The 24941-nt window shown below is 55.0% G+C and carries 23 protein-coding genes; 4 read left to right on the top strand and 19 right to left on the bottom strand.

Annotated features, from left to right (window positions below):
• Window positions 1–148 precede the first annotated feature (148 nt).
• Window positions 149–2302: an ornithine decarboxylase gene (locus tag IBT54_RS24120; RefSeq protein WP_201253227.1), complete on the bottom strand. Its 2154-nt coding sequence runs from the start codon at window positions 2300–2302 to the stop codon at window positions 149–151.
• A 563-nt stretch (window positions 2303–2865) separates the two neighbouring features.
• Here IBT54_RS24120 and IBT54_RS24115 point away from each other — a divergent pair.
• Window positions 2866–3849 (top strand): MDR family oxidoreductase, encoded by a 984-nt coding sequence (locus IBT54_RS24115; RefSeq protein WP_013358989.1) that lies wholly within the window; start codon window positions 2866–2868, stop codon window positions 3847–3849.
• Window positions 3850–3880: 31 nt separating this feature from the next.
• On the opposite strand, the gene IBT54_RS24110 is transcribed toward IBT54_RS24115, so the two are convergent.
• The 6 genes from IBT54_RS24110 to IBT54_RS24085 form a co-directional block, all read right to left on the bottom strand.
• A complete protein-coding gene (locus tag IBT54_RS24110) occupies window positions 3881–4378 on the bottom strand; it encodes a CinA family protein (RefSeq protein ID WP_033784022.1) in 498 nt (165 codons plus the stop codon).
• Between the two features lie 93 nt (window positions 4379–4471).
• Window positions 4472–5251: a heme ABC transporter ATP-binding protein gene (locus tag IBT54_RS24105; protein WP_107320089.1), complete on the bottom strand. Its 780-nt coding sequence runs from the start codon at window positions 5249–5251 to the stop codon at window positions 4472–4474.
• Window positions 5248–6246, bottom strand: coding sequence for an iron ABC transporter permease (locus IBT54_RS24100; protein WP_095706703.1), 999 nt, complete (start codon window positions 6244–6246; stop codon window positions 5248–5250). Before IBT54_RS24100 ends, IBT54_RS24105 begins: the two co-directional genes overlap by 4 nt.
• Window positions 6239–7060, bottom strand: a complete 822-nt coding sequence (locus IBT54_RS24095; RefSeq protein ID WP_013358993.1) for a hemin ABC transporter substrate-binding protein — start codon at window positions 7058–7060, stop codon at window positions 6239–6241. Before IBT54_RS24095 ends, IBT54_RS24100 begins: the two co-directional genes overlap by 8 nt.
• The gene (locus tag IBT54_RS24090; protein WP_201253226.1) at window positions 7057–8088 is read right to left on the bottom strand and encodes a hemin-degrading factor; all 1032 of its coding nucleotides are present in this window, start codon (window positions 8086–8088) and stop codon (window positions 7057–7059) included. Before IBT54_RS24090 ends, IBT54_RS24095 begins: the two co-directional genes overlap by 4 nt.
• A 48-nt stretch (window positions 8089–8136) precedes the next feature.
• The gene (locus IBT54_RS24085; RefSeq protein ID WP_147790039.1) at window positions 8137–10509 is read right to left on the bottom strand and encodes a TonB-dependent receptor domain-containing protein; all 2373 of its coding nucleotides are present in this window, start codon (window positions 10507–10509) and stop codon (window positions 8137–8139) included.
• A 239-nt stretch (window positions 10510–10748) separates the two neighbouring features.
• Between IBT54_RS24085 and IBT54_RS24080 the strand changes: the two genes are divergently transcribed.
• Window positions 10749–11045, top strand: coding sequence for a SelT/SelW/SelH family protein (locus tag IBT54_RS24080; RefSeq protein ID WP_013358996.1), 297 nt, complete (start codon window positions 10749–10751; stop codon window positions 11043–11045).
• Here the strand turns inward: IBT54_RS24080 and IBT54_RS24075 are convergent, their stop codons facing one another.
• From IBT54_RS24075 to IBT54_RS24040, 8 genes are all read right to left on the bottom strand, one after another.
• Window positions 11046–11585 (bottom strand): PadR family transcriptional regulator, encoded by a 540-nt coding sequence (locus IBT54_RS24075; protein ID WP_201253225.1) that lies wholly within the window; start codon window positions 11583–11585, stop codon window positions 11046–11048.
• A gap of 71 nt (window positions 11586–11656) precedes the next feature.
• On the bottom strand, window positions 11657–12484 hold the full coding sequence (locus tag IBT54_RS24070) for a siderophore-interacting protein (protein WP_370584675.1): 828 nt from the start codon (window positions 12482–12484) through the stop codon (window positions 11657–11659).
• A gap of 341 nt (window positions 12485–12825) precedes the next feature.
• Window positions 12826–13008 (bottom strand): hypothetical protein, encoded by a 183-nt coding sequence (locus IBT54_RS24065; protein WP_236263693.1) that lies wholly within the window; start codon window positions 13006–13008, stop codon window positions 12826–12828.
• Window positions 13009–13233: 225 nt separating this feature from the next.
• Complete coding sequence (locus IBT54_RS24060; protein ID WP_201253223.1) at window positions 13234–14103, bottom strand: helix-turn-helix domain-containing protein; 870 nt, start codon at window positions 14101–14103, stop codon at window positions 13234–13236.
• A 330-nt stretch (window positions 14104–14433) separates the two neighbouring features.
• The gene (locus IBT54_RS24055) at window positions 14434–14607 is read right to left on the bottom strand and encodes a DUF2474 domain-containing protein (RefSeq protein ID WP_071822193.1); all 174 of its coding nucleotides are present in this window, start codon (window positions 14605–14607) and stop codon (window positions 14434–14436) included.
• Window position 14608: 1 nt separating this feature from the next.
• Window positions 14609–15613, bottom strand: coding sequence for a cytochrome d ubiquinol oxidase subunit II (cydB, locus tag IBT54_RS24050; protein WP_013359001.1), 1005 nt, complete (start codon window positions 15611–15613; stop codon window positions 14609–14611).
• 1 nt (window position 15614) lies between these two features.
• Window positions 15615–17027, bottom strand: coding sequence for a cytochrome ubiquinol oxidase subunit I (locus tag IBT54_RS24045; protein ID WP_013359002.1), 1413 nt, complete (start codon window positions 17025–17027; stop codon window positions 15615–15617).
• Between the two features lie 782 nt (window positions 17028–17809).
• Complete coding sequence (locus tag IBT54_RS24040) at window positions 17810–18190, bottom strand: helix-turn-helix domain-containing protein (RefSeq protein WP_013359003.1); 381 nt, start codon at window positions 18188–18190, stop codon at window positions 17810–17812.
• Between the two features lie 98 nt (window positions 18191–18288).
• Between IBT54_RS24040 and IBT54_RS24035 the strand changes: the two genes are divergently transcribed.
• On the top strand, window positions 18289–19146 hold the full coding sequence (locus IBT54_RS24035) for an SDR family oxidoreductase (RefSeq protein WP_201253222.1): 858 nt from the start codon (window positions 18289–18291) through the stop codon (window positions 19144–19146).
• Between the two features lie 351 nt (window positions 19147–19497).
• Window positions 19498–21156 carry an alpha,alpha-trehalase TreF gene (gene treF / locus IBT54_RS24030; RefSeq protein WP_071888691.1) on the top strand — a complete coding sequence of 553 codons (1659 nt, stop codon included), beginning with the start codon at window positions 19498–19500 and terminating at the stop codon, window positions 21154–21156.
• A 74-nt stretch (window positions 21157–21230) separates the two neighbouring features.
• Here the strand turns inward: treF and IBT54_RS24025 are convergent, their stop codons facing one another.
• The 4 genes from IBT54_RS24025 to IBT54_RS24010 form a co-directional block, all read right to left on the bottom strand.
• Window positions 21231–21737, bottom strand: coding sequence for a ferritin-like domain-containing protein (locus tag IBT54_RS24025; RefSeq protein ID WP_147790041.1), 507 nt, complete (start codon window positions 21735–21737; stop codon window positions 21231–21233).
• A gap of 10 nt (window positions 21738–21747) precedes the next feature.
• Entirely contained in the window at window positions 21748–22230 is a 483-nt protein-coding gene (locus tag IBT54_RS24020; protein ID WP_033784034.1) for a ferritin-like domain-containing protein, read from the bottom strand.
• Window positions 22231–22733: 503 nt separating this feature from the next.
• Complete coding sequence (locus tag IBT54_RS24015) at window positions 22734–22898, bottom strand: general stress protein (protein ID WP_004571242.1); 165 nt, start codon at window positions 22896–22898, stop codon at window positions 22734–22736.
• Window positions 22899–23649: 751 nt separating this feature from the next.
• A complete protein-coding gene (locus IBT54_RS24010) occupies window positions 23650–24615 on the bottom strand; it encodes a sensor domain-containing diguanylate cyclase (RefSeq protein ID WP_095707691.1) in 966 nt (321 codons plus the stop codon).
• Window positions 24616–24941 lie beyond the last annotated feature (326 nt).

Genomic DNA, 24941 nt, shown 5'->3' with positions numbered 1-24941 from the left:
TCCCGACCGCCTGGCGGGCGAAACCTTCTCAGTGCCAGCCCGCTGCAAAGCATGCCCACCTCGTGAGACGAACGAAACTCTCTCAGCGCCCTTTCGCGCAGCGAACTAAAGGCCTGGCGGGCCGCTACCCGCCTCTGCCCCGCTCAGATCAGCGCCCCACCATCATATTGGCCACCAGATACTTACGTCCCTGCTCATCCTCTTCGGTGTAAACGCCCTGCAGCTCCGGCGAGAAGCCCGGCAGCAGATTAAGCCCCTCCTCCAGCGCCAGGAAGTAACGCTGCACCGCGCCGCCCCAGACTTCGCCTGGCACGACGCACAGCACGCCCGGTGGATAAGGTAACGCGCCTTCCGCAGCGACACGGCCTGCGGCCTCGGCGATCGGAACCAGCTCCACTTCGCCGCGAATATAAGCCTGATGTGCATCCTGCGGATTTACGCTGACCGGCGGGAACTCGGCGGCGCGGAACATCAGGCGCTGCAGATCCTTCACGTTATGACTGACGTAAAGGTCATGCATCTCCTGACAAAGGCGACGCAGGGTATACCCGGCATAACGTTCGGCGTTTTTGCGGTAAATCGTCGGCAGCACTTCGGCCAGCGGCGCATCCTCTTTGATGTGCTGCTCAAACTGCGCCAGCATCGCCACCAGATTCGCCATCTTCTCCGGGCTCTCAGCCGGGGTCAGCAAAAACAGGATCGAGTTGAGATCGCACTTCTCCGGCACGATGCCGTTCTCACGCAGGTAGTTCGCCAGAATGGTCGCCGGGATCCCGAAATCACTGTATTCCCCGCTTGCCGCATCGATACCTGCCGTGGTCAGCAGCAGCTTGCAGGGATCGACCCGATACTGATCGCGCGCGTAACCGGCGAAACCGTGCCACTTCGCCTGCGGTTCAAAGCTGAAGTAGCGCAGATCGCGGGCGATCGTCTCAACTGGCGCATCCTGCCAGCGCTGTCCATCAACAATTTCCGGCACAAACGGCAGGATCATTTCACAGCGATCGAGGATCGCTTTACGCGCCTCAATGCCCAGCATGACGCACTCATCCCACATGCGACGCCCTGCTTCGCCCTGATGCATTCTGGCGTTGATATCCAGTGCGGCAAACAGCGGATAAAACGGGCTGGTAGAAGCATGCAGCATAAAGGCGTTATTCAGACGCTTGTGCGGGCAGAAGCGCCGCTGTCCGCGAATGTGATTATCTTTTTTGTGGATCTGCGAAGTCTGCGAAAAACCGGCCAGCTGCTTATGCACAGACTGGGTGACAAAAATGCCGGGATCGTTTTCATTCAGATCCAGGGTCAGCGGCGAACAGCCTTCCATCAGCGGAATGAACTGCTCATAGCCGAGCCACGCGGAATCAAACAGGATGTAATCACACAGATGACCGATGCGATCCACCACCTGGCGGGCGTTGTAGACCGTGCCATCGTAGGTGCCGAGCTGGATAATCGCCAGACGGAAAGGCCTCGCTTCTTCTGCGCGCTGAGGGGCGACGACCGCGATCTGCTCACGCAGATAAGCCTCATCAAAGCAGTGCGCGTCAATGCCACCAATAAAGCCGAACGGGTTACGTGCTGCTTCAAGATAGACCGGGGTCGCGCCCGCCTGAATCAGCGCGCCATGATGGTTCGACTTATGATTGTTACGGTCAAACAGCACCAGATCGCCGCGGGTCAGCAGCGCATTGGTCACCACTTTATTGGCGCTTGAGGTGCCGTTGAGCACAAAGTAGGTTTTATCGGCGTTAAACACCTTTGCCGCATACTTCTGCGCATCTTTAGCCGAACCTTCGTGGATCAGCAGATCGCCCAGTTTGACGTCGGCGTTGCACATGTCAGAGCGGAAAACATTCTCGCCGTAGAAGTCATAAAACTGTTTGCCTGCCGGATGCTTTTTGAAGAACGCGCCGCCCTGATGTCCGGGACAGGCAAAGGTGCTGTTTTGCATATCAACATAGCGGGTCAGCGTTTCGAAAAAAGGTGGCAGCAGCGCCGCTTCATACGCCTGCGCAGCTGCTTCCAGCGCAAGCCACTCCTGCGGCTCGCCATTCAGCTCCCCGTTGACGCCGGGCAGGTGCATCACCTCTTCTTCAAACGCATTTGCGACAAATACCGGCAGATTAAAGCCGGTGTGACGCAGCAGCGCCAGCACGCCGCTGCGGGTATCCGCCAGCGAGACGACGACCGCCGCCACATCCGTAAAGTCGGTATTATCCAGCGTCACTACGTCACGCGCGGTGTTCAGGGTCAGGCTGGGCGCGACAGCGGCGCTGGCAGCAATTTTCAGTGGAGTCATAACAGGATCCCTAACGTCAGGGAGGAGGTGCCAGAAGCACAAGTATGGGGACAGCGCCCCGGCGAATAATTAAGCGTCAGAAGGCATAGTGCAGTGTGGCGAGCAGATCCACAGCCGCTTCCTGGCTGGCCTCACCGCATGGTGAATAACGGAGAGTGTGGAAAAGAGGAAAACCCGGTGAGCGCCGGAAAAAGCGAACGGTAATCCGGGCTGGTGCGCGGTGAACCGGACATGGCGACGTCCTCTGTAGTGAACAAGCAGGGTCAAAAAGTGGCGGTCATAATGTCATCTTTTTTATGCACGAACAACCCGACCCAGGCAATTATTCAGTCACATAATAAAAAGATAACAACATGATTTTTATAGTCTATTTATCATAAAAAATTCACAATACGACTAATTATATGAATTATATGCAGATTTATGCACGTAATTCGCTAGCGCTGTCAGCGCACTTTTCCCTGCCTGTTGCCTCCATAAACCGAAGAGGCGGCCATTGCCCTACCGCATTGCCACTCGCGGGCGTAAACTTACCCTCTCTTTCCCACTCTGCCGGAGGCTACATGTTTAAGGCACTGGTCATTGAAAATGACGAACAAGGTTACCGTTCCCTGCTGAAAGATCTCCCCGAATCCCAACTGCCCGACTATGATGTCACGCTCGACGTCAGCTACTCATCCCTGAACTATAAAGATGCCCTGGCTATCTGCAATAAAGGCCCGATTGTGCGCCAGTTTCCGATGGTGCCAGGTATCGATTTTGTCGGCCGCGTGACGGCCAGCCGTCATCCCGACTGGAAAGAGGATGATGTGGCGCTGCTGACGGGCTGGGGCGCAGGCGAAAAACAGTGGGGCGGCCTGGCGCAGAAAGCCAGCGTCAGCGGCGACTGGCTGGTGCGCGTGCCCGCTTCTCTTAGCCCGCTGCAGACCATGGCCATCGGCACAGCAGGGCTGACCGCAATGCTCTGCGTCATGGCGCTGGAAAAACAGGGCATCACGCCCGAACATGGCCCCGTGCTGGTGACCGGTGCCAGTGGCGGCGTCGGCAGCTATAGTGTCAGCCTGCTGGCGCGTCTGGGTTATCAGGTGATCGCCTCCAGCGGTCGCGCCAGTGACCATGCGTATCTTATCGATACGCTGGGCGCGGCATCGGTGATTGATCGCGAAGAGCTTTCCCATCCCGGTAAGCCGCTGGCAAAAGAGCGCTGGGCCGCTGCGATAGACAGCGTCGGCAGTCACACTCTGGCGAACGTGCTGGCCGGTATTCAGCGTGATGGCGTGGTGGCTGCCTGCGGTATGGCGCAGGGACTCGACCTGCCCGCCAGCGTCGCGCCTTTTATTTTGCGTGGCATCACGCTGGCGGGTGTCGACAGCGTGATGTGTCCGAAGCCGCTTCGTCAGCAGGCGTGGCAACGACTTGGTGAGCTGCTGGATAGCGATCGGCTCAGCAAACTGAGCCGGGTGATCCCGCTAAGTGAAGCCAGAGAAGGTGCGCAGGCATTGCTGGATGGCAGCGTACAGGGTCGTCTGATTGTCGACTGCCGCTAACCCGCGTTTATAAGGCGCGTACCGCGCGCCTTTATCGACTGGCTCGCTGCAGCCGTTTGATCAACCCTTCCAGCGCGAACTGCGTGCCCTGCTCCATCACGGATTTCGGATCGCCGCTGAACTGATGGCACTCCGCCTCGTCCCTGCCGTCCGGCAATACCCAGCCAAACCAGATAGTGCCCGCTGGCGTGCCATCTTCGCCACCATCGGGTCCGGCATAGCCGGTAATCGATAACCCTACCGGTTCGCCTGAACGGGCGCAGGCTCCCTGTACCATTTCACGCGCCGTCTGCTCGCTCACCGCCGTGTGCTGTTTCAGCGTGTCAGGATGCACGCCCAGCAGGCGAATTTTGGCATTTTCGCTGTAGGTCACAAAGCCGCTGGTATAGAAGTCGCCGCTGCTTTCCACCGCGGCCAGCGTTATGCTGATCAGCCCCGCGGTACAGGATTCGGCAGTCGTCAGATGAAGTCCGGAGGAGAGTAAAATGTTACCCAGTTGCTCAGCGGTTTGATCTAATGATTTTGCCATTATGGTCTCCTGAGTATTATGTCCTGAACACCAGGTATAGCGCAAAATCAGTGATTAAAAGCACGCAAGGCAATGTTTTTAAAGCGAAACGGTCTAAACCCGCAGCTGGATATGTGGCTTCCCACTCTCAGCCTGTGACACCACCTGCAAATCAGCCTGATACCAGCGCGTCAGCGTCTTTTCAGTCATCACCGTCTGCGGCGATCCCTGAGCCACCAGTCTGCCCGCGTGCAGCAGCAGTATGCGATCGGCCCATAATGACGCCAGATTAAGGTCATGTAACACGGTGCAGACGGTGAGATCACCCGTGCGCGTCAGCTGACGTAATAAACGCAGAGTCTGCTGCTGCCAGAAGAGATCCAGCGCCGAGGTCGGCTCATCCAGAAACAGCCAGCCGCGCGGTCTTCCCTCCTGCCAGAGCTGCGCCAGCACCCGCGCCAGCTGCACCCGCTGCTGTTCACCGCCGGAGAGCTGGCGGTAATCGCGCTGCGCCAGCGAATCACAGCCGGTCAGTTGCATGACTTCAGCCACAATCTGCGACGTCTGTTTCTCAGGCCACGGCGCACGGCCCATCGCCACTACCGATTGCGCCGACTGGGTAAAAGTCAGGTTGTTCTGCTGCCGCATCACGGCCCGGCGTCGCGCCAGCTGCTCACGCGGCCATGCGGACAACACACGATCGCCCAGACGGCACTCGCCCCGGTCGGGCGCTAAAAATCCGGTCAGCAGCCGCAACAGTGTTGATTTACCTGCGCCGTTAGGCCCGATGAGCGCCACCCGCTCTCCACCTGACAGCGTAACGTCAAGATTATCGATAACGGTTTTGCCGTCGCGCGCCAGACAGAGTCCCGTCGCCTCTAACATCTCCATCATTCAAATCCTCGCTGCTGACGCAGGATCAGCCAGAGAAACCAGGGGCCGCCAATCAGGCTGGTCAGCAGCCCGACTGGCATTTCTGCCGGAACCACAAGTGTGCGCGCCAGCGTATCGGCCAGCAGCAGCAGAATCGCGCCTGCCAGCGCTGAACCGGGCAGCAGCCAGCGATGATCGCTGCCCAGACAAAAGCGCATCACATGCGGCACCACTAATCCCACGAAGCCGATCACGCCACTGACCGAGACCGCCGTACCGACCAGCAGCGCACTAAGGACCAGCAGCTGATGCTGGGTACGCTTCACATCAATTCCCATGTAGTGCGCATCCTCTTCACCTGCCTGCAGCAGGTTGAGATGGCGGGCACGGCTCTGTAACAGCAGCAACGCAGGCAGAATCAGCAGCAGGCAGATGAGCAGCGCAGGCCACTGCGCCTGGCTGAGGCTGCCCATCCCCCACAGTGACAGCTGACGCAGCTGCTGGTCATCGCTCAGCCACGACAACACGCCGACCGCCGCACCGCAGAGCGCATTAATCGCAATGCCGACCAGCAACAGCCGGGAGAGATTGCCCTCTGCCAGCCGACTGAAACTGAAGATCAGCAGCGTAACCAGCAGGCTGCCGATGAAGGCGGCAATCATCGGTAGCCACAGTGCCAGCTGGGGTGGCAACGCCAGTGGAATAACGATTGCCAGCGCGACCGCCAGCCCCGCGCCGCTGCTGATACCCAGCAGGCCAGGATCGGCCAGCGGGTTACGGAAAACACCCTGCATCACCGCGCCAGATACCGCCAGCGCCATACCGATCGCCACCGCCAGCAGCACGCGTGGCAGGCGGATATTCAGCCAGATCTGCCAGATGAGATCGCTGAGCGGTGCCTGCAATAGCGCCCGCACCGACAGCGACATCGCCCCCAGATTCGCCGCCACTACCATCGCCACCAGCAGGAAAATCAGCATCAGCGTCAGACCCCGCAGCGCATTGCCATTAATCATGGTTCAGCGATTCCGCAGCCTGCCGCAATTTCATTATTGCCTGCGGCGTATCAAGGCCAAATCCCAGCAGCGCCTGGGTATCAATGATCAGCAGACGATGCTGCTGTCCGGCTGGCGTCAGCGCCAGGCCGGGTAACTGCCACAGTTGCGCTTCACCACCCAGGGTTTTCAGGCCATCCTCGCCGATCATCACCAGATCTGGCGCGGCGGCGATCACGCCTTCCTGCGACAGCGCCTGATAGTGCGGCACTGAACCCATGGCATTCTCCAGCCCGGCGCTGCGAATAGCGCCGTCGGCTGCGGTCTGATTTCCGGCCGCCATCGTTTTCATGCCGCTGTTTGCCATGATGTAGAGCACCTTCACCGGCAGCGATTGCTGCGGCAACTGGCGAATCTGCTGCGTTATTTGCTGCACCAGGGCCTGAGCTTCGCTTTCACGCTGCAGCGCCTGACCCACCGTGATAATTTTCTGCGGGATCGCCTGCAGACTGTTGTCGCCGCTGACCGTCACTACCCTGACGCCCGCGCGGGCAATCTGTTGTAGTACCAGCGACGGCTTTGCCTGCGCGCTGGCGAGCACCAGCGTCGGCTTCAGCGCCAGGATACCTTCGGCATTCAGCTGGCGCATATAGCCCACATCCGGCAGCCGGGCAGCCTGCGCCGGACGCAGGCTGGTGCTGTCGCGCGCTACCAGCTGTGACTGAGCATCCAGCGCGTAGATAATCCGGGTGACGTCACCCCCAATCGACACCACCCGCTCCGCGGCCAGTGAGGGCAGCGTCAGCAGCAGCCACAACAGACTCAGGTGTTTCATGCCGCCGCTCCTGGCATGCGAAGTGCGTTCACCTGCTCACGCCAGCAGGCCTGTTCTGGCGTGCCTTCCGTACGCTGTCCATAGAGCTGGGCGATCTGCGTGCCGTCGGCGGCGAACAGTTCCAGGCTGGTCACAAAGCCATCGCCGGTGGGTTTGCGTGTAACCCAGCTTTCGCTGATCTGGTCCGCCATCAGGTGCAGCGTGAAGCGGGGATTGAAGATGTTGAGCCAGTTATCCATAGGTACCAGCTTCTCTACTTTGCCGGTGAAAATCTGGGTACAGCCACGGTTGCCGACAAAAATCATAATTTCGTTGCCCGCCTGCTGTGCCATCTCCAGGACACGCTCAAGTGCATCGTTGCCGGTCTGCCAGGCGAGATCCTCACCCACTGCGCGGAACGCCTGCGGCCGTGAGACCTGATGGCGCTTCAGCAGGGCAAAAAACTGATGAACATCGGTCATGGCGCGCCATTCACGGTCAATCGTGGTGGCATCAATAGTCTCTGTCTGAGTAGCAGCGGTAACCGGCTCAACCACCAGCGGCGTCGCAGCGGCGTCAGTGAAGTCGGCGATCAGCGCGTGCCATGCCGCCATGTTGGTCTGCTCCGTGACGTAAACTTTCAGCACCGCATCGCCGTGACGATCGAAGACCTGAATGCTGTGACGTACGCCCTTCGCGGTTGTCTCCTGCAGGGCAAAGGCGCTGAACCACTGTCCGACAAACAGACGCAGGTCGAGCGCCCGGGGATTCAGCACCAGGCCGCCATGTGCGCCGATCTGCACATTCTGATATTCGCCCAGATGCTCATGCACCGCATAAGCGTTACGGGTAATGTTTTTGGTCTCGCCGACCGCGCCCAGCGCCTTCAGCAGCGCCGGGAAATCGTGTTTCAGCGCCACGGCATCAACGCCGATACGCGCTTCACACAGTTCCGCTTCGCTGATACCGATCAGCGTGGCCAGATCGCGGGCATATTTCTTCGGATGTTCACTCTTCAGGGCGAGATAGTGCTGATAAATCGGGTTCATGGTTCGCTTCTCTTAGTCATGCCCTGCATCAGCGCAGGGCGGCGGTGATTAAAAATCGACATTAACACCTAACTGGAAAGTACGACCCGGCATTATGGCCAGTGCCTGGTCGTTGCGATCCTGTTGGGTGGCGCTGGTCAGCTGACGGCTGCTGAGGTAATCCCGGTATTTACGGTCGGTTATGTTGTAAAGCCCGCCGCTTAACCTGACGTTGTGCGTGACGCGCCAGTAGGCCGTCATATCCACCAGGCCATAACCCGGCACCCGCATGTAATCGGTGCTGGAGTCAGTCAGGCTGTTGCCGGTGTTGGTAAAGCTGTTGCGATTTGTGGCGCTGGCTTTCTTACCTTTAACAAACGTGGCGGTGACGGCAGCACCATAGCCGCGCGCCTCATCATCCCAGGCGAGTCCGACAATTGCTTTCATCGGCGCAACGCTCTCCAGGTCGACGTAGCGGTCTCCCAGGTAGCTCGACTTCGCCGCACCCTGGGTGTACCCAAACGCCAGATTAGCGCTCAGCCCCTCGACCTCGCTGAACCAGCTGCCGAAGTTCACCTTGCTGCTGATTTCAGCCCCATAGATATAGGCTTTGTCGCGGTTCTCCGCCTGATAGGTGGTATAGATGTTGCTGGGTACATTGACGAACTTACCCGGATTGGCCGCCCGGCTGTAGCGGGTAAAGGCAATGAAGTTTTTGTAGTCGTTATAGAACGCGGCAGCGTTAAGCGTCACGCCCTCTGCAACCTGCCCTTTTATACCCCATTCGTAGTTGTTGCTGGTTTCGGTTTTCAGATCGGCATTGCCAATCAGCGCATACTGCGCGGGACCGGCATAGCTGGAGCCAAGGTTCCATGAGCCATAGAGCTGAGAGTCGTTAGGGAACTGCGCGCCACGGGTATATTGCAGATAAGTCATCAATGCCGGGGTCAGATCGTACTGGAAGGCGATCGACGGCAACACCTGAGTGTCGCTGTTTGGCGAACCGTAGAGCGCGGAGACTTCGCTGGCGTCGAGCACACTGCTGTTTGTCGTCAGTGTCGCCACATCGCGTGGGCGGGTGTTCTGATACGCCACACGCACGCCCGGCACGATAGCCGCACGGTGTCCGTCAGCATCGAAGCTGATGGTATCCTGCAGATAACCGCCAACCGTATAACTGCGGCTGTTAGCCTGCGGTTGCATGATCACGCTGGTGGCGCTCGCCGCAGGCGACTGACGGAAAGGCCGTTCGGTATCCACCAGACGCGCATTCAGCCCGGCGCTCAGTTCATGGCGCCCGATGTTTTTAAGCGCGCGGGTGTCAAAACCGTAGCTGTCGCTGTTGTAGTCGGAGTAGACGGTTTGCCAGGTGGTGGCACCTGACGGCATAAAGGTGTTGTCATGTGCCTGGGTCTGCTGCCAGTAAACGCGGGTTGTCAGACTGTCGATCAGGTCATTATAAGGTGTGTACTCATCCACCAGGCTGATGCCCCAGCGTCGTGTATCGCTCTGCTGCTGCGCCGTTCCCCAGACCGTATTGCCGGACGTGCTCCAGCTGTCGTAATGGCTGTGGTGCGTTTTGTGATAGTAATCGAAAGTCGCGCTGAGCTTGTGAAGATCATTGGGCTGCCAGATGCCCGAGGTCATAAAGGCATCGGAATGCCAGTTGGCTGGATAGGCATCAACTGTGTCGCTGTTGTTGCGGGTCTGTTGGCCGTCACGACGACTGTAAACAAAGATTCCCCGCAGCGTATCATCGCCTGCTGCTGCCGTAACGCCGTTGTGCCAGCTGCGGCTGGCGGAGTCGTAGTCGCTTTGATAACCGAAATAGTTGCCTTTACCGGGATGCAGATAGTCATCCGGGGATTTATTGCGGAACGAGACATTGCCGCCAATCGAGTTATTCGGCTGATCCACTGCCGTGGCACCCTTCTCAATTCCGATATGACCAAACATATAGGGATCGATGTAATCGCGGCCAATCCCAAAGCTGTCGAGACCGGCTCGTCCCACATAGCTGCGGCCGGTGGCCTGCGGTAATGGAATGCCATCCACATCGAGACCCACGCGGTTGCTCTCTAAACCACGAATGTTGTAGCCGGTGTAACCGGCCCGGTCAAAGCCGCTCTTACCGGCTGAGGAGCCGCCACTGGTGCCGGTGGCACTGATCAGCGGTTCATAACGCATGATCGATCCAAAATCAGTAGCGCCACGTTGCTGCAGATCGCTGGCAGAGAGCGTGGTTTTACTGCCCGCCGTTTGTTTAATTTCCGGTGCATTCACCGTCATTACCGGTTCAGCACTGCTGCCATAGCGGTCGGAAAGGGTCAGCGTGGCAGGTTCACTGCCCGCAGCATAGGTGCAGGTGGTATTGATAAAGGTGGCGAGCAACGCCAGCTCAGACAGACGCGGTTGCGTCAATCTCCGAAAACGTGGTGACATAGGCGCGAATTACCTGATTAATTGTTAGTATTCGCTCACTTGCTTGCTGGAACATAAAAAACGGCTCTGCATAAAAGCCGTAAAAAGTCAGAACATCATGCGGGTGTAATCATTATCGCCGCGAATTTAATGCAACTGATAATCATTATCAATCCTATTTACATTAAGACATAAACCACAGCGCACAAATTGTTAACCCGAATGCATCTGCATTTATCAATACGTAAAGGAAGAGAGTTATGGCGCAAAAACCTGTGGTTGTTATTCACTACTGTTTGCAATGCAACTGGCTGATGCGGTCAGCGTGGATGGCACAGGAACTGTTGCATACCTTCGCCGAGGATCTGGCAGAGGTCACGCTGAAACCCGGCACCGGCGGTATTTTTGAGATTACGCTGGATGGTCATCTGCTGTGGGAACGTAAGCGGGACGGTGGTTTCCCGGATGCGACTACCCTGAAACAGCGCGTGCGCGACATCTGTTTCCCGGATCGTACCCTGGGCCACATCGACAAGAATAAGAGTGAAATCAGCTGATTAACTGTGGGAGATTTTATCAGCCGCGTCGTGCAGCGCCTTAATCAGCGTCTGCAGCGCGGCTTCTGAAATATCTTCCTGCGCCAGTCGTTGATTCAGAGCCATCTTCAGCCCGTGAATCGCCTGCTCCACAGCAGGAATGCTGCGGTTATTGACCACGATCGCCAGCGTAGAGAGCCGCGTAATCAGGCTGGCTACGGTTTCGCGATTATCAGACAGCTGCGCCTCACCAGCCGCCGTCAATCGGTAGGCTTTACGCGCTGCCTGCGCATCCACCACCTGAATCGCCTCCATCTCTTCCAGCAGCGTCAGATTGGGATAGATGATCCCCGGGCTGGGCGAATACTCTCCCTTTGACAGCTCCTCAACGGACTTGATCAGCTCATAGCCGTGCGCCGCATTCTGCGCCAGGAAATGGAGCATCAGCAGGCGAATCTCACTCGCTTCCAGCATCTTTTCACGTCGTTTACGTCGTCCGCCGCAGCCTCCTGCGCGCGAAGTCTGTTCGTCAGATGAAGTGGACGTCGGATGCTGTTTCATGACCTGCCCTGCTGAAAAAAAGGAGAGTGATGGTAGTCCGCCATCTGGCAAAACTCAATTGCCAGCGCGGCTTACTTCTGATGCCAGTAGGCCACCGCCCGTACGAAGTCGCTGTCGAGACCACGCTGCGAGGTAAAGTAGTCAGACAGCGCTTTGACAAACTCACCTTCGCCGGTCAGCCAGATAAAGTAATCCTCCGTCGGAATAGCGATCTGATCCAGCCGGGTAATCAGCTGGCTGAACTGCGCTTTTTGCATCTGACCGCTGCCCAGCCAGTTTGTCGTTACGTCTGCCGTATCCGCTAAATAGTCGCGACCGGTCGCTTCATCGGTAAAGGCATAGAGATGCAGCGCCTGGGCGCGGGCATCACGCTGACGGCGGGCAAAAGCGGGCAGCCCGGTTTCGTCGCAGACGTAAAGCTGAAATGCGTAATCGGTCGGCACCACCAGCGAGCCGCGTGGCCCACCAACAATCAGTTTATCGCCCACCTGCGCCTGCGCGGCCCAGTCACTGGCCACGCCCTGCTGATGAATATAGAAGTCGAGGGTCAGTGAAGATTCACCATCGAATTCCAGCGGCGTGTAATCACGCGCCTGCGGACGTAAACCTTCCGGCCAGACAATGCCTGCGTCGGTAATCTGTGGCAGAGCCAGTGTTTCGCCTTCAGCAGCAGGGAAAAACACCTTGATGTGGTCATCAAAGCCTGGCGACGTAAAGCCTGCCAGATCGCTGCCGCTGAACCGGATGCGCCAGAATTTCCCGGCAATCCTGGTTTTACTGGCGACCTGAATATGGCGAAAACGCAGTTCATTGCGGACCCGCTGCGGCGTGCGCTTATCGGCTGTTGTAGTCAAAATCTCTCTCCTGAAACAGGGCTTATGCCCGATAGTCAGGGGCATACCCGCCATGATTAAACAACAATGGAATAACAATCATTCTCATCTGAAGCGACAAGATTAGCTATGATATATCTTCGGCACAAGAACGAAAAATGCGATTCTGCAACTTAAGATATATTTTAAGCAGTGTCGTAAGCGAGGAGATATGAACGGGAAGCGGTATAAATGAGAAACATCAGAGATGCAGCATGCAGGTAAAGACTGTTTCAGATGCAGGTGAATGGGCCTCAGAGAGGAAGCCGCAGGTGCAGAGTATGAGCAGGTAAATCAGGCAGAAGCTGTCCGGCTCCTGACGAGCCGGGCATCATCTCGCGCCGCCGGTTCTGGCAGCGCATCAACACTTACAGCGTGTCGTTGAATCCGGAAAGGGAGGCATTACTGCTGGTGTGATCCGGCATTTCACCATCACCCAGAATTTCATGCTGGGTAACCTGAGAGTGTGGATGCAGTCCGGCAGGCGGTGAGAAAGGCTCAGCCTGCTGCGCCATCGCCATTGCAGGCAATGCCAGGATCAGGGAAATCATTAAGCGTCGCATAGTTGTCTTCGATTGTCGTTTTGGCCCAGAAAAGGCCTGAAATGCAGATGAATGTTCCAGCCCTGCCATAGAAGTACGATGATTCAGATATGGCAGGGTTTCGGGGGAGGATTTTACGCCAGAATGGCGACTTATTTTATAAAATCGTGCGGTTTGTCACGGTTTATCGCACGAAAGATGCATTGGCAGAAGCGATCGCCCCTGCCCTGCCGGCTACGCCTGCATCACCGGAATAGAAAAAACGCCGCTGAGCCAGTCGGGCTTACAGTGCGCAAAATCAAGACGCAACAGGTCTTTGCCCGGACGGCGCGACACGCCCAGCATGGGCAAATGCTGATAGTAAATATCCTCGATAAAGCGCGTCAGCTGCTCCGGCCTGCCGCTCCAGCGGATCGACGCATAGAGGCCGCACACCTCGCTCCAGCTGGCGGTATTGTCACCCAGCAGCCCGGCATGTTGTGGTGCCAGCGCCTGAAACAGGCTGATATTCTGCTGGTCTGCAGAGCTATGGCCGGGACCATACTGAAAGCCTAACCAGCCGTGCGTCGCATGGCTGCCCGCCAGCGCGACCAGATGCCGTGCCTGCTCTGCCACCCGGTGATCGTGGTCGGCAATATACTCACCAAACCTGCACTCCCACTCCAGTGTCTCTCCGCACAGATACAGTTCTTCCTCACGTTCCACCAGCGTCGCACGCTCTGCCAGCGATCGCACCAGAATGCGGCCATGGAAGTTTTTAACCGGCAAGTGAGGAATACGGCGAAACGCGCCAGGCGTCAGTGAAAAGTGGCCTTTGAACACCCGCGTGAAGTTTTGCTGGTTATCAAAGCCAAAACGTACGGCGATATCGATCAGCGTCATGCGTGTCAGACGCAGCGCCATGGCCGCCATCGTCAGACGCCGTTTGCGGGTATATGCCGCCAGCGTCTGTCCGGTCATCTCCTTGAACATGCGCTGCATGTGCCATTTGGAATAACCTGATTTCAGGGTGATTTGATCGATATTGAGATCGTCGGTGAGGTTGGCTTCTATCCACTCGACCAGATCGTTAATGTGCTGTTTTTTAATAGCCTGACTGAGCATGATGGCGATTTACGACGCGGGTTAGGACTGGAATTTTCGTTACAAAAGAATAACAAAAATTGCGAATCGGTGTAAGGAAAGGGTAAGGCGCACGAGCCTGTTCGGGGCGATTCCGCATTAATTGCTTAGGTTACTAACTAAAAAAGGCTGACTGACGTCCGCCTCAGACAACTCAGAATGTAAAGCGATGGGAGCATACGCCAGGAGCAAAGCATCGCGGGCCATGGATGGCCCGCGCTGAGCATGCCAGGGATGGTGTTTTTGCGTCTTTGCGGAGGGCGTATGCTCCCTGAGCTTGCTCGTTATCAATACTCGCAGTCGTCACGACAATTAATGACTACGCATTCCCGCCGCAGTCATCATCATACGGAACAGCGAGGCGACAACGCCCAGCGCCAGCACGCTGGCGGCGTAGATAAACACCAGCCACATCACACGCTTCCACCACGGTGCTTTTGTCTCTGCGGTGTGATTGTGGTCTTTCATGCTGCTGAGGCTTTTCATATCAATGATATCCTGCGTCTGCTTTGATTTTTCCACGGAACACGTAGTAGCTCCAGAAGGTATAGCCCAGGATCATCGGGATAATCAGCAGGCTACCCACCAGCATAAAGGCCTGACTCTGCGGAGGTGCCGCAGCGGCCCAGATGGTCACGGATGGCGGAATAATGTTTGGCCAGATACTGATGCCCAGTCCGGAGAAGCCGAGGAAGATCAGCGCCAGCGTCAGCAGGAACGGTGAATAGTGCGCCTCGCGTTTGATGGCGCGAATAATGCCCCACGAACAGAGCAGCACCAGCACCGGAACCGGCAGGAACAGGAACAGATTTGGCGTGCTGAACCAGCGATGAGAGATGTCGGCATGCGCAAACGGCGTCCACAGGCTGACGATGCCAATAATCACTAATAGCGCAATCACCAGCGGCGTCGCCAGCGCAGACATCTTACGATGCAGTTCATTCTCGGTCTTCATGATGAGCCAGGTACAGCCCAGCAGCGCATAGGCCACCACCAGACCCACGCCGCAGAACAGCGGGAACGGTGCCAGCCAGTCCATTGCGGAACCGGCAAAGCGGCGTCCCTCAACCGGAATACCATCCAGCAATGCACCGACCGCAACACCCTGACTGAAAGTGGCGATGATCGAACCGGCAATAAACGATTTGTCCCAGAATGCACGATGGCCTTCCACCGCTTTAAAGCGGAACTCGAAGGCAACGCCGCGGAAAATCAGACCGATCAGCATGGCGGTCAGCGGAATAGACAGTGCATCAGCGATGACTGCATAGGCCAGCGGGAATGCACCGAACAGGCCTGCGCCCCCCAGCACCAGCCAGGTCTCATTACCATCCCAGACCGGCGCGACGGTATTCACCATCATGTCGCGCTCGCCAGCATCTTTGTTGAACGGGAACAGCAGACCAATGCCCAGGTCGAAACCATCCATCACGATATACATCAGGGTTGCGAAGACGATAATCACAAACCAGATAACGGAAAAATCGATCATCTTAGTGGTCTCCATCCTTAAAGGTGGCAGCGGAAAGTGGACGCGCTGGCGTTTTCTTCTGACCCGGTCCACCCTCTTCGGTGATATGACCTTCGCCGACAACCGGTCCCTGCTTAATCAGACGCATCATATAGTGATACCCCACGCCAAACACCGAGCTGTAGACCAGAATAAAGGCAAGCAGGCTGATGCTCATGTGCATATCGCCATGTGCCGAGACCGCATCAATGGTGCGCTGCACGCCATAAACCACCCACGGCTGGCGACCGATTTCAGTGGTAAACCAGCCTGCCAGAATCGCAATCAGACCCGATGGACCCATCAACAGTGCAAACCACAGGAACGGACGCGACTCATAAAGACGCCCTTTGAAACGCAGCCACAGGCTGACCACGCCCAGTGTGATCATCAGCAGGCCCAGCGCCACCATCACGCGGAAGGACCAGAAAATTACCGTTGAATTAGGTCGATCCTCTTTCGGGAACGACTTCAGCGCCGGAACCTGCTTGTCCAGACTGTGCGTCAGAATCAGACTGCCGAGATAAGGCACTTCCAGCGCATATTTGGTGCGCTCCTGCTCCATGTCGGGAATACCAAACAGGATCAGCGGTGTGGCTTCACCCGGCGGGTTTTCCCAGTGACCTTCAATCGCCGCGATCTTGGCAGGCTGATGCTCCAGTGTGTTCAGACCGTGAGCATCACCAATCATCGCCTGAATCGGCGCGACGATCAGCGCCATCCATAACGCCATGGAGAACATCCTGCGGATGGCAGGATTATTGTTGCCCTTCAGCAGATGCCAGGCCGCCGATGAACCGACAAAGAAGGCACTCGCCAGGAACGCTGCCACCGACATATGGAACAGCCGGTAAGGGAAAGAGGGGTTAAAGACGATTTTGAACCAGTCCTGCGGAACCACGATGCCATTCTGAATGATGTAGCCCTGCGGCGTATGCATCCAGCTGTTAGAGGCCAGGATCCAGAAGGTCGAAATCAGTGTACCCAGGGCGACCATGCAGGTGGCAAAGAAGTGCAGACCCGGACCTACGCGATTCCAGCCAAACAGCATCACGCCCAGGAAGCCCGCTTCCAGGAAGAACGCCGTCAGCACTTCATAGGTCAGCAGCGGACCAGTGATACTGCCGGCAAACTCTGAGAAGCCGCTCCAGTTCGTGCCGAACTGATAAGCCATCACCAGCCCTGACACCACACCCATACCGAAGTTAACGGCAAAGATTTTGGACCAGAAATGGTAGAGATCGCGATAGGTTTGATCGCGGGTTTTGAGCCACATACCTTCGAGTACGGCCAGGAAGCTGGCGAGACCGATGGTGATGGCGGGAAAGATAATATGGAAGGAAACAGTAAATGCGAACTGAATCCTGGCCAGATGAAAGGCATCTAATCCGAACATTGCTTACCTCTTTGCCACATAGAACACCATGTATTTACTTATTATTAACAACTTAAGCCTGATGCGCTGACTTCTCTGCGCTTATTGAAATTCCTGCCGCAAATTTAGAACTATTCGCGACGAGGAAACAGAAACAGTGGGGTTAATGAAAACTATAACAGTCTTTGTTGATTTTGATCATTGTTTTTAACGGGAATTACTTATTTAAAAATAAGGCTTAAAGGTTAATCAGAGCGTATTTATGTGTCGTTAATGTTACGGTATTTGTCACTTTAAAAATTCACATCGGCAAAGCAAATCCTGACTAAAAAAAGCCCTCAACCGGCTGTTTTCAGACGTTATTTTGTTATAAACCCTGATTTCAGAAAGGTCAAATTTGAGAGCAAATAAATTAAATAATCTTATTTTTTAACAAGTTAAATCAGTAAATGAGTACCACCACCGATTTGTTTATTTTTTTGCATTACCCTTGCTAATTCAGACCTGCACCCAAGCAAAAAATAGCCAGAGCGGCGCCTTTAAGCGCCACGGGAGATGTTAATAAAATGGGTCAAAAAGCTGGACTGAATTAACAGCGCATCCGAAGCAGTCGGTTATTCCGGGCCAGAGCCTGATGAAATGATTTAATAACCAGCAAAGAGGCGAAAAAACCGCTTGGGTTATTTTCGCTGCCGTTACGTTATTCCGGTTTCAGTGAGAGAAATGGGAGAGAAGAACAGATCAGAAATCTCCTGCCAGCATCCCCACACCTTCACGACGGGATGGCTGACAGGCGGGGGATTTTACTCAGCTGCAGATTTTTCACGCTGTGCCAGAATCCGGCTCAGGTTCAGCTCCAGCCAGTCCGCCAGCCCCACCACCTGTTCACTGACTTCGCGGCCAAGCGGGGTCAGACGATACTCCACATGCGGCGGTACGACATCGTAAGCGATGCGCTGCACGAAGCCATCTTCTTCCAGGTAACGCAGATTCTGCGCCAGCATCCGTTCACTGACGCCACCGACCGCCCGGCGCAACGCACTGAAGCGCAGCGTCTGGCCCTGCAGGGCCAGCAGAATCAGTACGCTCCAGCGGCTGGTCACCCGTTTCAGTACGTCGCGCGACGGACAATTAACGTTAAGCAGTTCACCACGACTAAATTTTTCACTCAATTTTTCAGACATTTAACCTGCGTACCTCAAACTAACAATTCTGTAAGTACTTACTAAAAATTAGTTTATACCCTAGTCTGGATTTTACCAACAGCCACAGGAGTCATCCCATGATTGCAGTTACAGGTGCCACCGGCCAGCTGGGCCGAATCGTTATCGATGCATTACTGAAAAAAGTTCCGGCGGCAGAAATTGTTGCCGCTGTGCGTACGCCCGCCAAAGCGGCCGATCTTGCTGCGCTGGGCGTGATTGTCCGCCAGGCCGATTATGGCCAGCCAGAGACGCTGGAGGCCGCTTTTGCAGGCGTGGATAAGCTGCTGCTGATCTCGGGCAGTGAAGTGGGCCAGCGTGAGGCGCAGCATAAAGCTGTCATCGACGCTGCAAAGGCTGCAGGCGTGGGCTTTATCGCCTACACCAGTCTGCTGCATGCGGATACCTCACCGCTAGGTTTAGGTGTTGAACATCGCGCGACTGAAGCGCTGCTGAAAGCCGCAGGCATCCCGTTCGCCCTGCTTCGCAACGGCTGGTACACCGAGAACTATGCCGCCAGCATTCCTCCGGCGCTGGCACATCATGCGTTTATCGGCGCGGCAGGTGAAGGCCGCATCGCGTCGGCTGCCCGACAGGATTATGCTGAAGCGGCGGCTGAAGTAATGACTCGTGACGATCAGGCGGGCAAAGTCTATGAGCTGTCCGGCGACGACAGCTATACGCTGGCGCAATTTGCTGCGGAGATTGCCGCACAGAGTGGTGAGAAGGTCGATTACGTCAATCTGTCTCAGGCTGACTTTGCCGCCGCGCTGAAAGGCGCTGGCCTGCCAGAGGGTCTGGCGGAGATGCTGGCGGATTCTGATGCCGGTGCAGAAAAAGGTGGCCTGTTTGATGATTCGCGTCAGCTGAGCAAACTGATTGGTCGCCCGACCACAAGCTGGCAGGCGGTGATCCGCGCAGCACTGGCGAACCATTAATCCAGCTCTCACTGAGCGGGCAACCCTGCCCGCTCACTACTCACTCCTGCCCTGATTTCCGTTGCGTATGCCATTTTCTGCACCCTTTGCGGCTGCGGTTTCTTTTACAAAATGTGAATAAATGCCAGTTTTCTTCAGCTTAAATTTTTTTATTCATGCGGCTAAGAGATTCATCCGAAATGTGTTTTTTGTGAACACCGCTATATTTGGTTGAATTGACTGGAATTTATTAAAAAGCCTCGATTAATCGACAATTTTTATTACGTTCATAGATATTCTGCATTGTTGTTCCGCAGGATGAGAGGTCTATAATTTCTCCTTTGTGCAACCACGACCGCTCAGGAGGCCGTTATTAATACCCATCGCCAGCAACAAAATGCACTTGAAGAGGTTCGTGCCGGGGCGGAAGTTGAGTATCAATACGATCCCCATGAACTGAAACTGGATCGCATGCAGGATTCTGAACCGGAACCGGAGCTGATTGAAGGCTTACCGGCACCGGATGCGCTCACGCCTGCCGATCGTTATCTGGAACTGTTTGAACATGTCCAGATGTCGCGGATTTTTGAGGACAGCAAAACCTTCCCCGACTGTTCGCCCAAGTACGATCCGCTGGATGTGCTGATGCGCTATCGTCGACAGAAACGCAGCAGTGATTTCGACCTGTCGCGTTTTGTCGCCGATCACTTTTATCTGCCTGGCGTAAACGAAAGTTTTTATGTCTCCAACCCGGATAAATCGCTCAATGAGCATATCGATGACCTGTGGCCGGTTCTGACCAAAATGCCGCAGCAGCATATGCCGCACTCATCGTTGCTGCCGTTACCGAAACCCTATGTGGTACCGGGCGGACGCTTTGGCGAAACCTACTACTGGGACTCCTACTTCACCATGCTGGGCCTGGCGGAATCGGGCCGTGATGACCTGCTGCGTCATATGGCAGACAACTTTGCCTGGCTGATCGATAACTACGGCCATGTGCCAAATGGCAACCGTACTTATTATCTCAGCCGTTCTCAGCCGCCGGTATTTGCCCTGATGGTGGAGCTGTTCGAAGAGGATGGCGTGCGCGGTGCTAAGCGCTATCAGGAACAGCTGATGAAGGAGTATCAGTTCTGGATGGATGGTGCCGGCTCACTGATGCCAAACCAGGCTTATCGTCACGTCGTGCGGATGCCAAATGGCTCGCTGCTGAACCGTTACTGGGATGACCGCGATACGCCACGTGATGAGTCGTGGATGGAAGATGTTGAAACCGCGCGCGAATCTAAACGTCCGGCCAGCGAAGTCTATCGTGACCTGCGTGCTGGTGCTGAGTCGGGCTGGGATTACTCCTCGCGCTGGCTGCGTAACCCGAAACGTCTGTCGAGTATCCGTACGACACAGTTTATCCCTATCGATCTGAACGCGTTCCTGTACAAGCTGGAGTTGATGATTGCCACCCTGTCGCACGCCAAAGGCGAAGAGCTGACGGCGCTGGCCTGGCAGAAAAAGGCGGAAACGCGGAAACGCGCTATTACCCGTTACCTGTGGGACAGCACCGCTGGTGTGTTCCGCGACTACGACTGGCGTCGTGAGCGTTTTGGTGCCTTTACCGTTGCCTCGGTCGTTCCGCTGTTTGTGGGTCTGGCAACGCCGCATCAGGCGCACCTGCAGGCAATCTCCCTGCGTCATCTGTTGCTGAGCAACGGTGGCCTGCTGACCTCAATGGTGGAAAGCGGTGAGCAGTGGGACCGTCCTAACGGCTGGGCACCGATGCAGTGGATGGCCGTTGTTGGCCTGAATAATTACGGTGAAGAGACGCTGGCAAGTGAAGTCGCGGTGAACTGGCTTAATACGGTTAATAACTTCTATCAGTTGCACCACAAGCTGGTCGAGAAGTATGACATCAGCGGCGACCGCGCCCGTCCCGGCGGCGGCGGCGAGTATCCATTACAGGATGGCTTCGGCTGGACGAACGGCGTTACACGTAAGCTGATGACGATGTATGGGCATTTAATGGCTGACTGAGTGTCGCAGCCTGTAAATCACTAAAACGCAAAAGCCGGGTCATTCCCGGCTTTTTTCATACAGGCATTCAGGCGTTACTTCTTCGCTTCTGCGCCCGGCTGCGACGCACGTTGCAGGAATTTCTGAGTCACTTCAGGCAGGTGTTGCAGCAGCCACTCCGCCATGGCCACTTCCTGATCGCGGATCTCGTTGAGGATGCGAACGCCCTGCGTATCGCCCACCTGCTCCGCCGCGGCAATCAGGCTGGTGTAGCTGGCGATCTCAGCATTCTCAAAAACGTAGCCACTGATGGCACCCTTCACCACTTCATCAGAGTTAAACATACCGCCCACCGCCTGGCCGGTCGCCGCCATTTTACCCATCGCATCTTTCACCACAGAGTGATCGATAGCGTGGCTGTCGAGCAGCTGTTCCAGCAGGGTCAGCTGATGCTTGGTTTCTTCCAGATGTTGCGCCAGACGCTGTTCCAGCGCTGGATAGTGTTCAAGACGGCCTGACATCTTGCTCAGCATGCTTTCTGCCTGCTTTTCCATCGCATGCGCATCGCGCAGCCAGTCATGATAATGTTCAATCGCAGTCATGTGTCACTCCTTAAGAGACGGTAATCGCCTCGGCTACCGAGGTGAGTTTCTCATCCGTTTGTTTCTCTTCATTCAGGGTCGCTGCCAGCAGCTCTGCCGCTTTGGTATACCCCAGCTTCAGCGCCAGTGCATGCAGCGTGCCGTAGGTGGCAATCTCATAGTGCTCAACTTTCTGTGCCGCACCGATCAGCCCCTGATCGCGGACTTCGCCCTTTTCGACCGAGTCGATAATTTCCTGGGCTTCTTCAACCAGACCTTCAAGCGCATGGCATTTCATTCTTTTGATTTTGACTTCAGGTGTCACGTCTACCAGTTCATCCAGTCGTTCAATCTGAGCACGGGTCTCTTCAAGATGCTGATTAAACGCAGCGATAAGATTTTCGTCACTGGCAGCACGCGCCATTTTAGGCAATGCACGGGTTATCTGTTTCTCAGCGCTGTATACATCGGAAAGGTCGTGGATGAACAGATCGTTTAACGTTTTCACTGTCATAAGATAGCCTCATTGATTAAAAAGCTGCGTCGGTAATAACGCAACGCCGGTCATATCGTTGGCACCTGAAAAGTTTAGTGGAGATTCTTAATATCGCACGCTGTGGCAGTATGAATTTAATACAAAAGTGGCATGCAAAATGCATTTTCCTTTTTACAGCAGTCATTTAGCCTAAAAGTTTTTTATAGCTGCGGCTTCGCTCGCTGCGGTGGAATTTGTACAAAGCAATAAATCTCTGTATAAATTTTTTAGGATTAAGTGCATAAAAAAAGCACCAGTCAAAACTTAGTTGTACAGAACTTTATTAAACCGTATAGCTTTAATCGATCGGAAATAAAAAAACCGGCAGGGAAAACCTAACCGGTTTAATTAACGGCATCTCTCTGTGTCAATGATAAATCAGCGACATAATTCAGGAGGTAATTATCTTGCAGGAAAATGAAAAGAGAATCTGTGCAGCCCGGCAAACGCGTTAAGCTGCCATCCGGCAGCCTTAAAAGCGTTTAGCTTCTGCGGCTTACCTTACCTCCCTTGCGCCCGGCTTCGATGGCACGTTCGGGATCGTTCTTAAAGTTCCCGCCACTTTTCTGACCGCCCTTTCGCCCTGCTTCCGCAGCACGCTCTTTGTCAGCCGCAAAATTCCCGGCCCCACCACGATATTGAGTCATTCTGTGTTCCTCTTTGAAATTAAAATCAGAATTTGCACAGTTAATGCTTAATCAGGCCGATTCAGCAATCTAAATGTAGACAGAAAACCGTACCGATCAAGCGAGATAAATAAAAAACCCGCTACCGATCTGACTTATTGGCAGCTCAACCCTCATCCGGACTGGTAACGCATTTCAACTATCGCTCTGTTCTATTCAAAAAAGAGCTACGGCTCCAAATACATTTCTTACAAAAATCGCCGCGCCCTATTAATCGATCATTTTCGAAAAATGTCCAATTGAAAAAACAGTAACCGAAGCGGCAATGAGATAACTTCATCAATATCAGTTAGTGAAGATGATCAACAAACGATCAATTTCCCTAAGCGAAGCGGTAAATATATTTACACACCACTGTTTTGGAAGCTGAATTAAGCGAGACGCAAGGCTTTGACCGTGCCAGCTGAAAATAGCTGATTTTGATCAATAAACGATCAATTATACTGATTTAATGAAAATTTTAATCAGAATGATACGCAATAATTGGTACAGATATTCAGGATTAAACGAAGCGGTGATATTCAGGTAAATCGGGGATGAAAATCGGGTTTTCGGAATAGTACTAAAAAATGTTTTCTGTGGAGAAATTCATAGGTTTTATGAGCCTGCAGGCGGCGAGTAGAAGGAGAAATTAAAAAATGACGGATGGAATCGTGCAGTGCCTGTCGGGAAATCGTGCGTCAGTGGCCTGCAGGGAGGAAGCCTGGCAGCGTCAGAGGGGGTCAGACACGGCGGAATAAAAGGCAACACCGCGTTTACCGTTCTTCTTTATGCGGTACATGGCTTCATCAGCACGTGCCAGGGCGGTATCAAAGTCATCTTTTACCTCAACCTGTGACACGCCTACTGACGCGCCTATGTGCGCGTGCCCGTTAGCCAAATCAAAAGGGGTAAGTACCGCATCAAGGCAGGCATGCGCCAGCTGTCTGACCTGCGGCTGCCTGAGTGCAAACGGCAATAGCAGGACGAACTCATCGCCGCCGAGCCGGCCAATGATTACTTCTGCCGGGGAGAGCTCAGTCAATCGCTGGCTTAACTGAATTAACACTTCATCACCGCTGCGATGCCCCAGGGTATCGTTGACGTGTTTGAAGTTATCCAGGTCAATAAAGACAACGCAGAGCGGCCCCTGCGCTTTCATTTCACAGAAAGCATTTTGCAGGGCATGGCGATTATTGAGCAGCGTAAGGGGATCGTGCAGCGCCAGCAGAGCGAGCTGCTCTTCATATTCCTTCTCTTTGGTCATGTCGATGTGAGTACCGATGACTTTAACCGGCTCGCCGTGCGCGTTCCACTCGCTGACCCGGCCCCGATCCAGCACCCACGTGATACTGCCATTTTTGGCGATCATGCGATGCAGCGCTTCATAGTAAGGCGCTTTTCCGGCGATGTGATCGTTAAATGCCCGCAAAACTTCGGCGGCATCATCAGGATGCAGACTCTCTTTCCACGATTCGAAGTTGGCGTCGGTTTCTTTAGGCTGGAAGCCGAGCATCGCACCCCAGCGTCGGTTGAAGATCACCAGTTTGCCGCTGGGAATATCAAGCTGCCACAGGAATAATCCGGTGCCATCCAGTGCCGCGTTGAGTTTTGTACGAGCGTCATGCGCTATACGCTTCAGACGCGCATTATGCTTTTTCAGGTTCTGTATCTGCAGACGCAGCGCTTCTTCTGACATGATCATGAGAGAACTGTAAAAATGGCTATTGTGCCTGTCAGGTTGATTCTGTAAAGAGTGGCTACTAAAACACGATTAGCCGCGGCCAATTGCAGGCTGGACAGCACATCAGGCGGTGCGGGTCTGGCAACACAGCACAGAGGCGAAGCAGCAAATTGGTTTCACCGTGAAATCTGTTTACATTGCTACAGCGTTGTGCGGCGAAATGCGCCGGACTGAAGTGAAATTCGGAAATGTCGGGGGAGTCTGGCGAACCTTCGATAACGGGTTCGTGCCAGAACGCAAAAACCCGCCAGAGGCGGGTTCTTTAAAGATGGTGCCCGAAC

The sequence above is a fragment of the Pantoea sp. S62 genome, assembly GCF_016658625.1.
Classification (GTDB): Bacteria; Pseudomonadota; Gammaproteobacteria; order Enterobacterales; family Enterobacteriaceae; genus Pantoea; species Pantoea vagans.
The sequence above is the reverse complement of the archived record's forward strand: the minus strand, read 5'-3'. Positions and strand labels throughout refer to the sequence as shown.

Coding starts and splice junctions, on each gene's coding strand:
- cydB (WP_013359001.1), bottom strand. CDS start 15,613: ATGATCGATTTTTCCGTTATCTGGTTTGTGATTATCGTCTTCGCAACC.
- IBT54_RS24045 (WP_013359002.1), bottom strand. CDS start 17,027: ATGTTCGGATTAGATGCCTTTCATCTGGCCAGGATTCAGTTCGCATTT.
- IBT54_RS24010 (WP_095707691.1), bottom strand. CDS start 24,615: ATGTCAGAAGAAGCGCTGCGTCTGCAGATACAGAACCTGAAAAAGCAT.
- IBT54_RS24105 (WP_107320089.1), bottom strand. CDS start 5,251: ATGATGGAGATGTTAGAGGCGACGGGACTCTGTCTGGCGCGCGACGGC.
- IBT54_RS24035 (WP_201253222.1), top strand. CDS start 18,289: ATGATTGCAGTTACAGGTGCCACCGGCCAGCTGGGCCGAATCGTTATC.
- IBT54_RS24015 (WP_004571242.1), bottom strand. CDS start 22,898: ATGACTCAATATCGTGGTGGGGCCGGGAATTTTGCGGCTGACAAAGAG.
- IBT54_RS24100 (WP_095706703.1), bottom strand. CDS start 6,246: ATGATTAATGGCAATGCGCTGCGGGGTCTGACGCTGATGCTGATTTTC.
- IBT54_RS24020 (WP_033784034.1), bottom strand. CDS start 22,230: ATGACAGTGAAAACGTTAAACGATCTGTTCATCCACGACCTTTCCGAT.
- IBT54_RS24080 (WP_013358996.1), top strand. CDS start 10,749: ATGGCGCAAAAACCTGTGGTTGTTATTCACTACTGTTTGCAATGCAAC.
- IBT54_RS24055 (WP_071822193.1), bottom strand. CDS start 14,607: ATGAAAAGCCTCAGCAGCATGAAAGACCACAATCACACCGCAGAGACA.
- IBT54_RS24040 (WP_013359003.1), bottom strand. CDS start 18,190: ATGTCTGAAAAATTGAGTGAAAAATTTAGTCGTGGTGAACTGCTTAAC.
- IBT54_RS24115 (WP_013358989.1), top strand. CDS start 2,866: ATGTTTAAGGCACTGGTCATTGAAAATGACGAACAAGGTTACCGTTCC.
- IBT54_RS24075 (WP_201253225.1), bottom strand. CDS start 11,585: ATGAAACAGCATCCGACGTCCACTTCATCTGACGAACAGACTTCGCGC.
- IBT54_RS24120 (WP_201253227.1), bottom strand. CDS start 2,302: ATGACTCCACTGAAAATTGCTGCCAGCGCCGCTGTCGCGCCCAGCCTG.
- IBT54_RS24025 (WP_147790041.1), bottom strand. CDS start 21,737: ATGACTGCGATTGAACATTATCATGACTGGCTGCGCGATGCGCATGCG.
- IBT54_RS24110 (WP_033784022.1), bottom strand. CDS start 4,378: ATGGCAAAATCATTAGATCAAACCGCTGAGCAACTGGGTAACATTTTA.
- IBT54_RS24070 (WP_370584675.1), bottom strand. CDS start 12,484: ATGCCCCTGACTATCGGGCATAAGCCCTGTTTCAGGAGAGAGATTTTG.
- IBT54_RS24065 (WP_236263693.1), bottom strand. CDS start 13,008: ATGATTTCCCTGATCCTGGCATTGCCTGCAATGGCGATGGCGCAGCAG.
- IBT54_RS24085 (WP_147790039.1), bottom strand. CDS start 10,509: ATGTCACCACGTTTTCGGAGATTGACGCAACCGCGTCTGTCTGAGCTG.
- IBT54_RS24090 (WP_201253226.1), bottom strand. CDS start 8,088: ATGAACCCGATTTATCAGCACTATCTCGCCCTGAAGAGTGAACATCCG.
- IBT54_RS24060 (WP_201253223.1), bottom strand. CDS start 14,103: ATGCTCAGTCAGGCTATTAAAAAACAGCACATTAACGATCTGGTCGAG.
- IBT54_RS24095 (WP_013358993.1), bottom strand. CDS start 7,060: ATGAAACACCTGAGTCTGTTGTGGCTGCTGCTGACGCTGCCCTCACTG.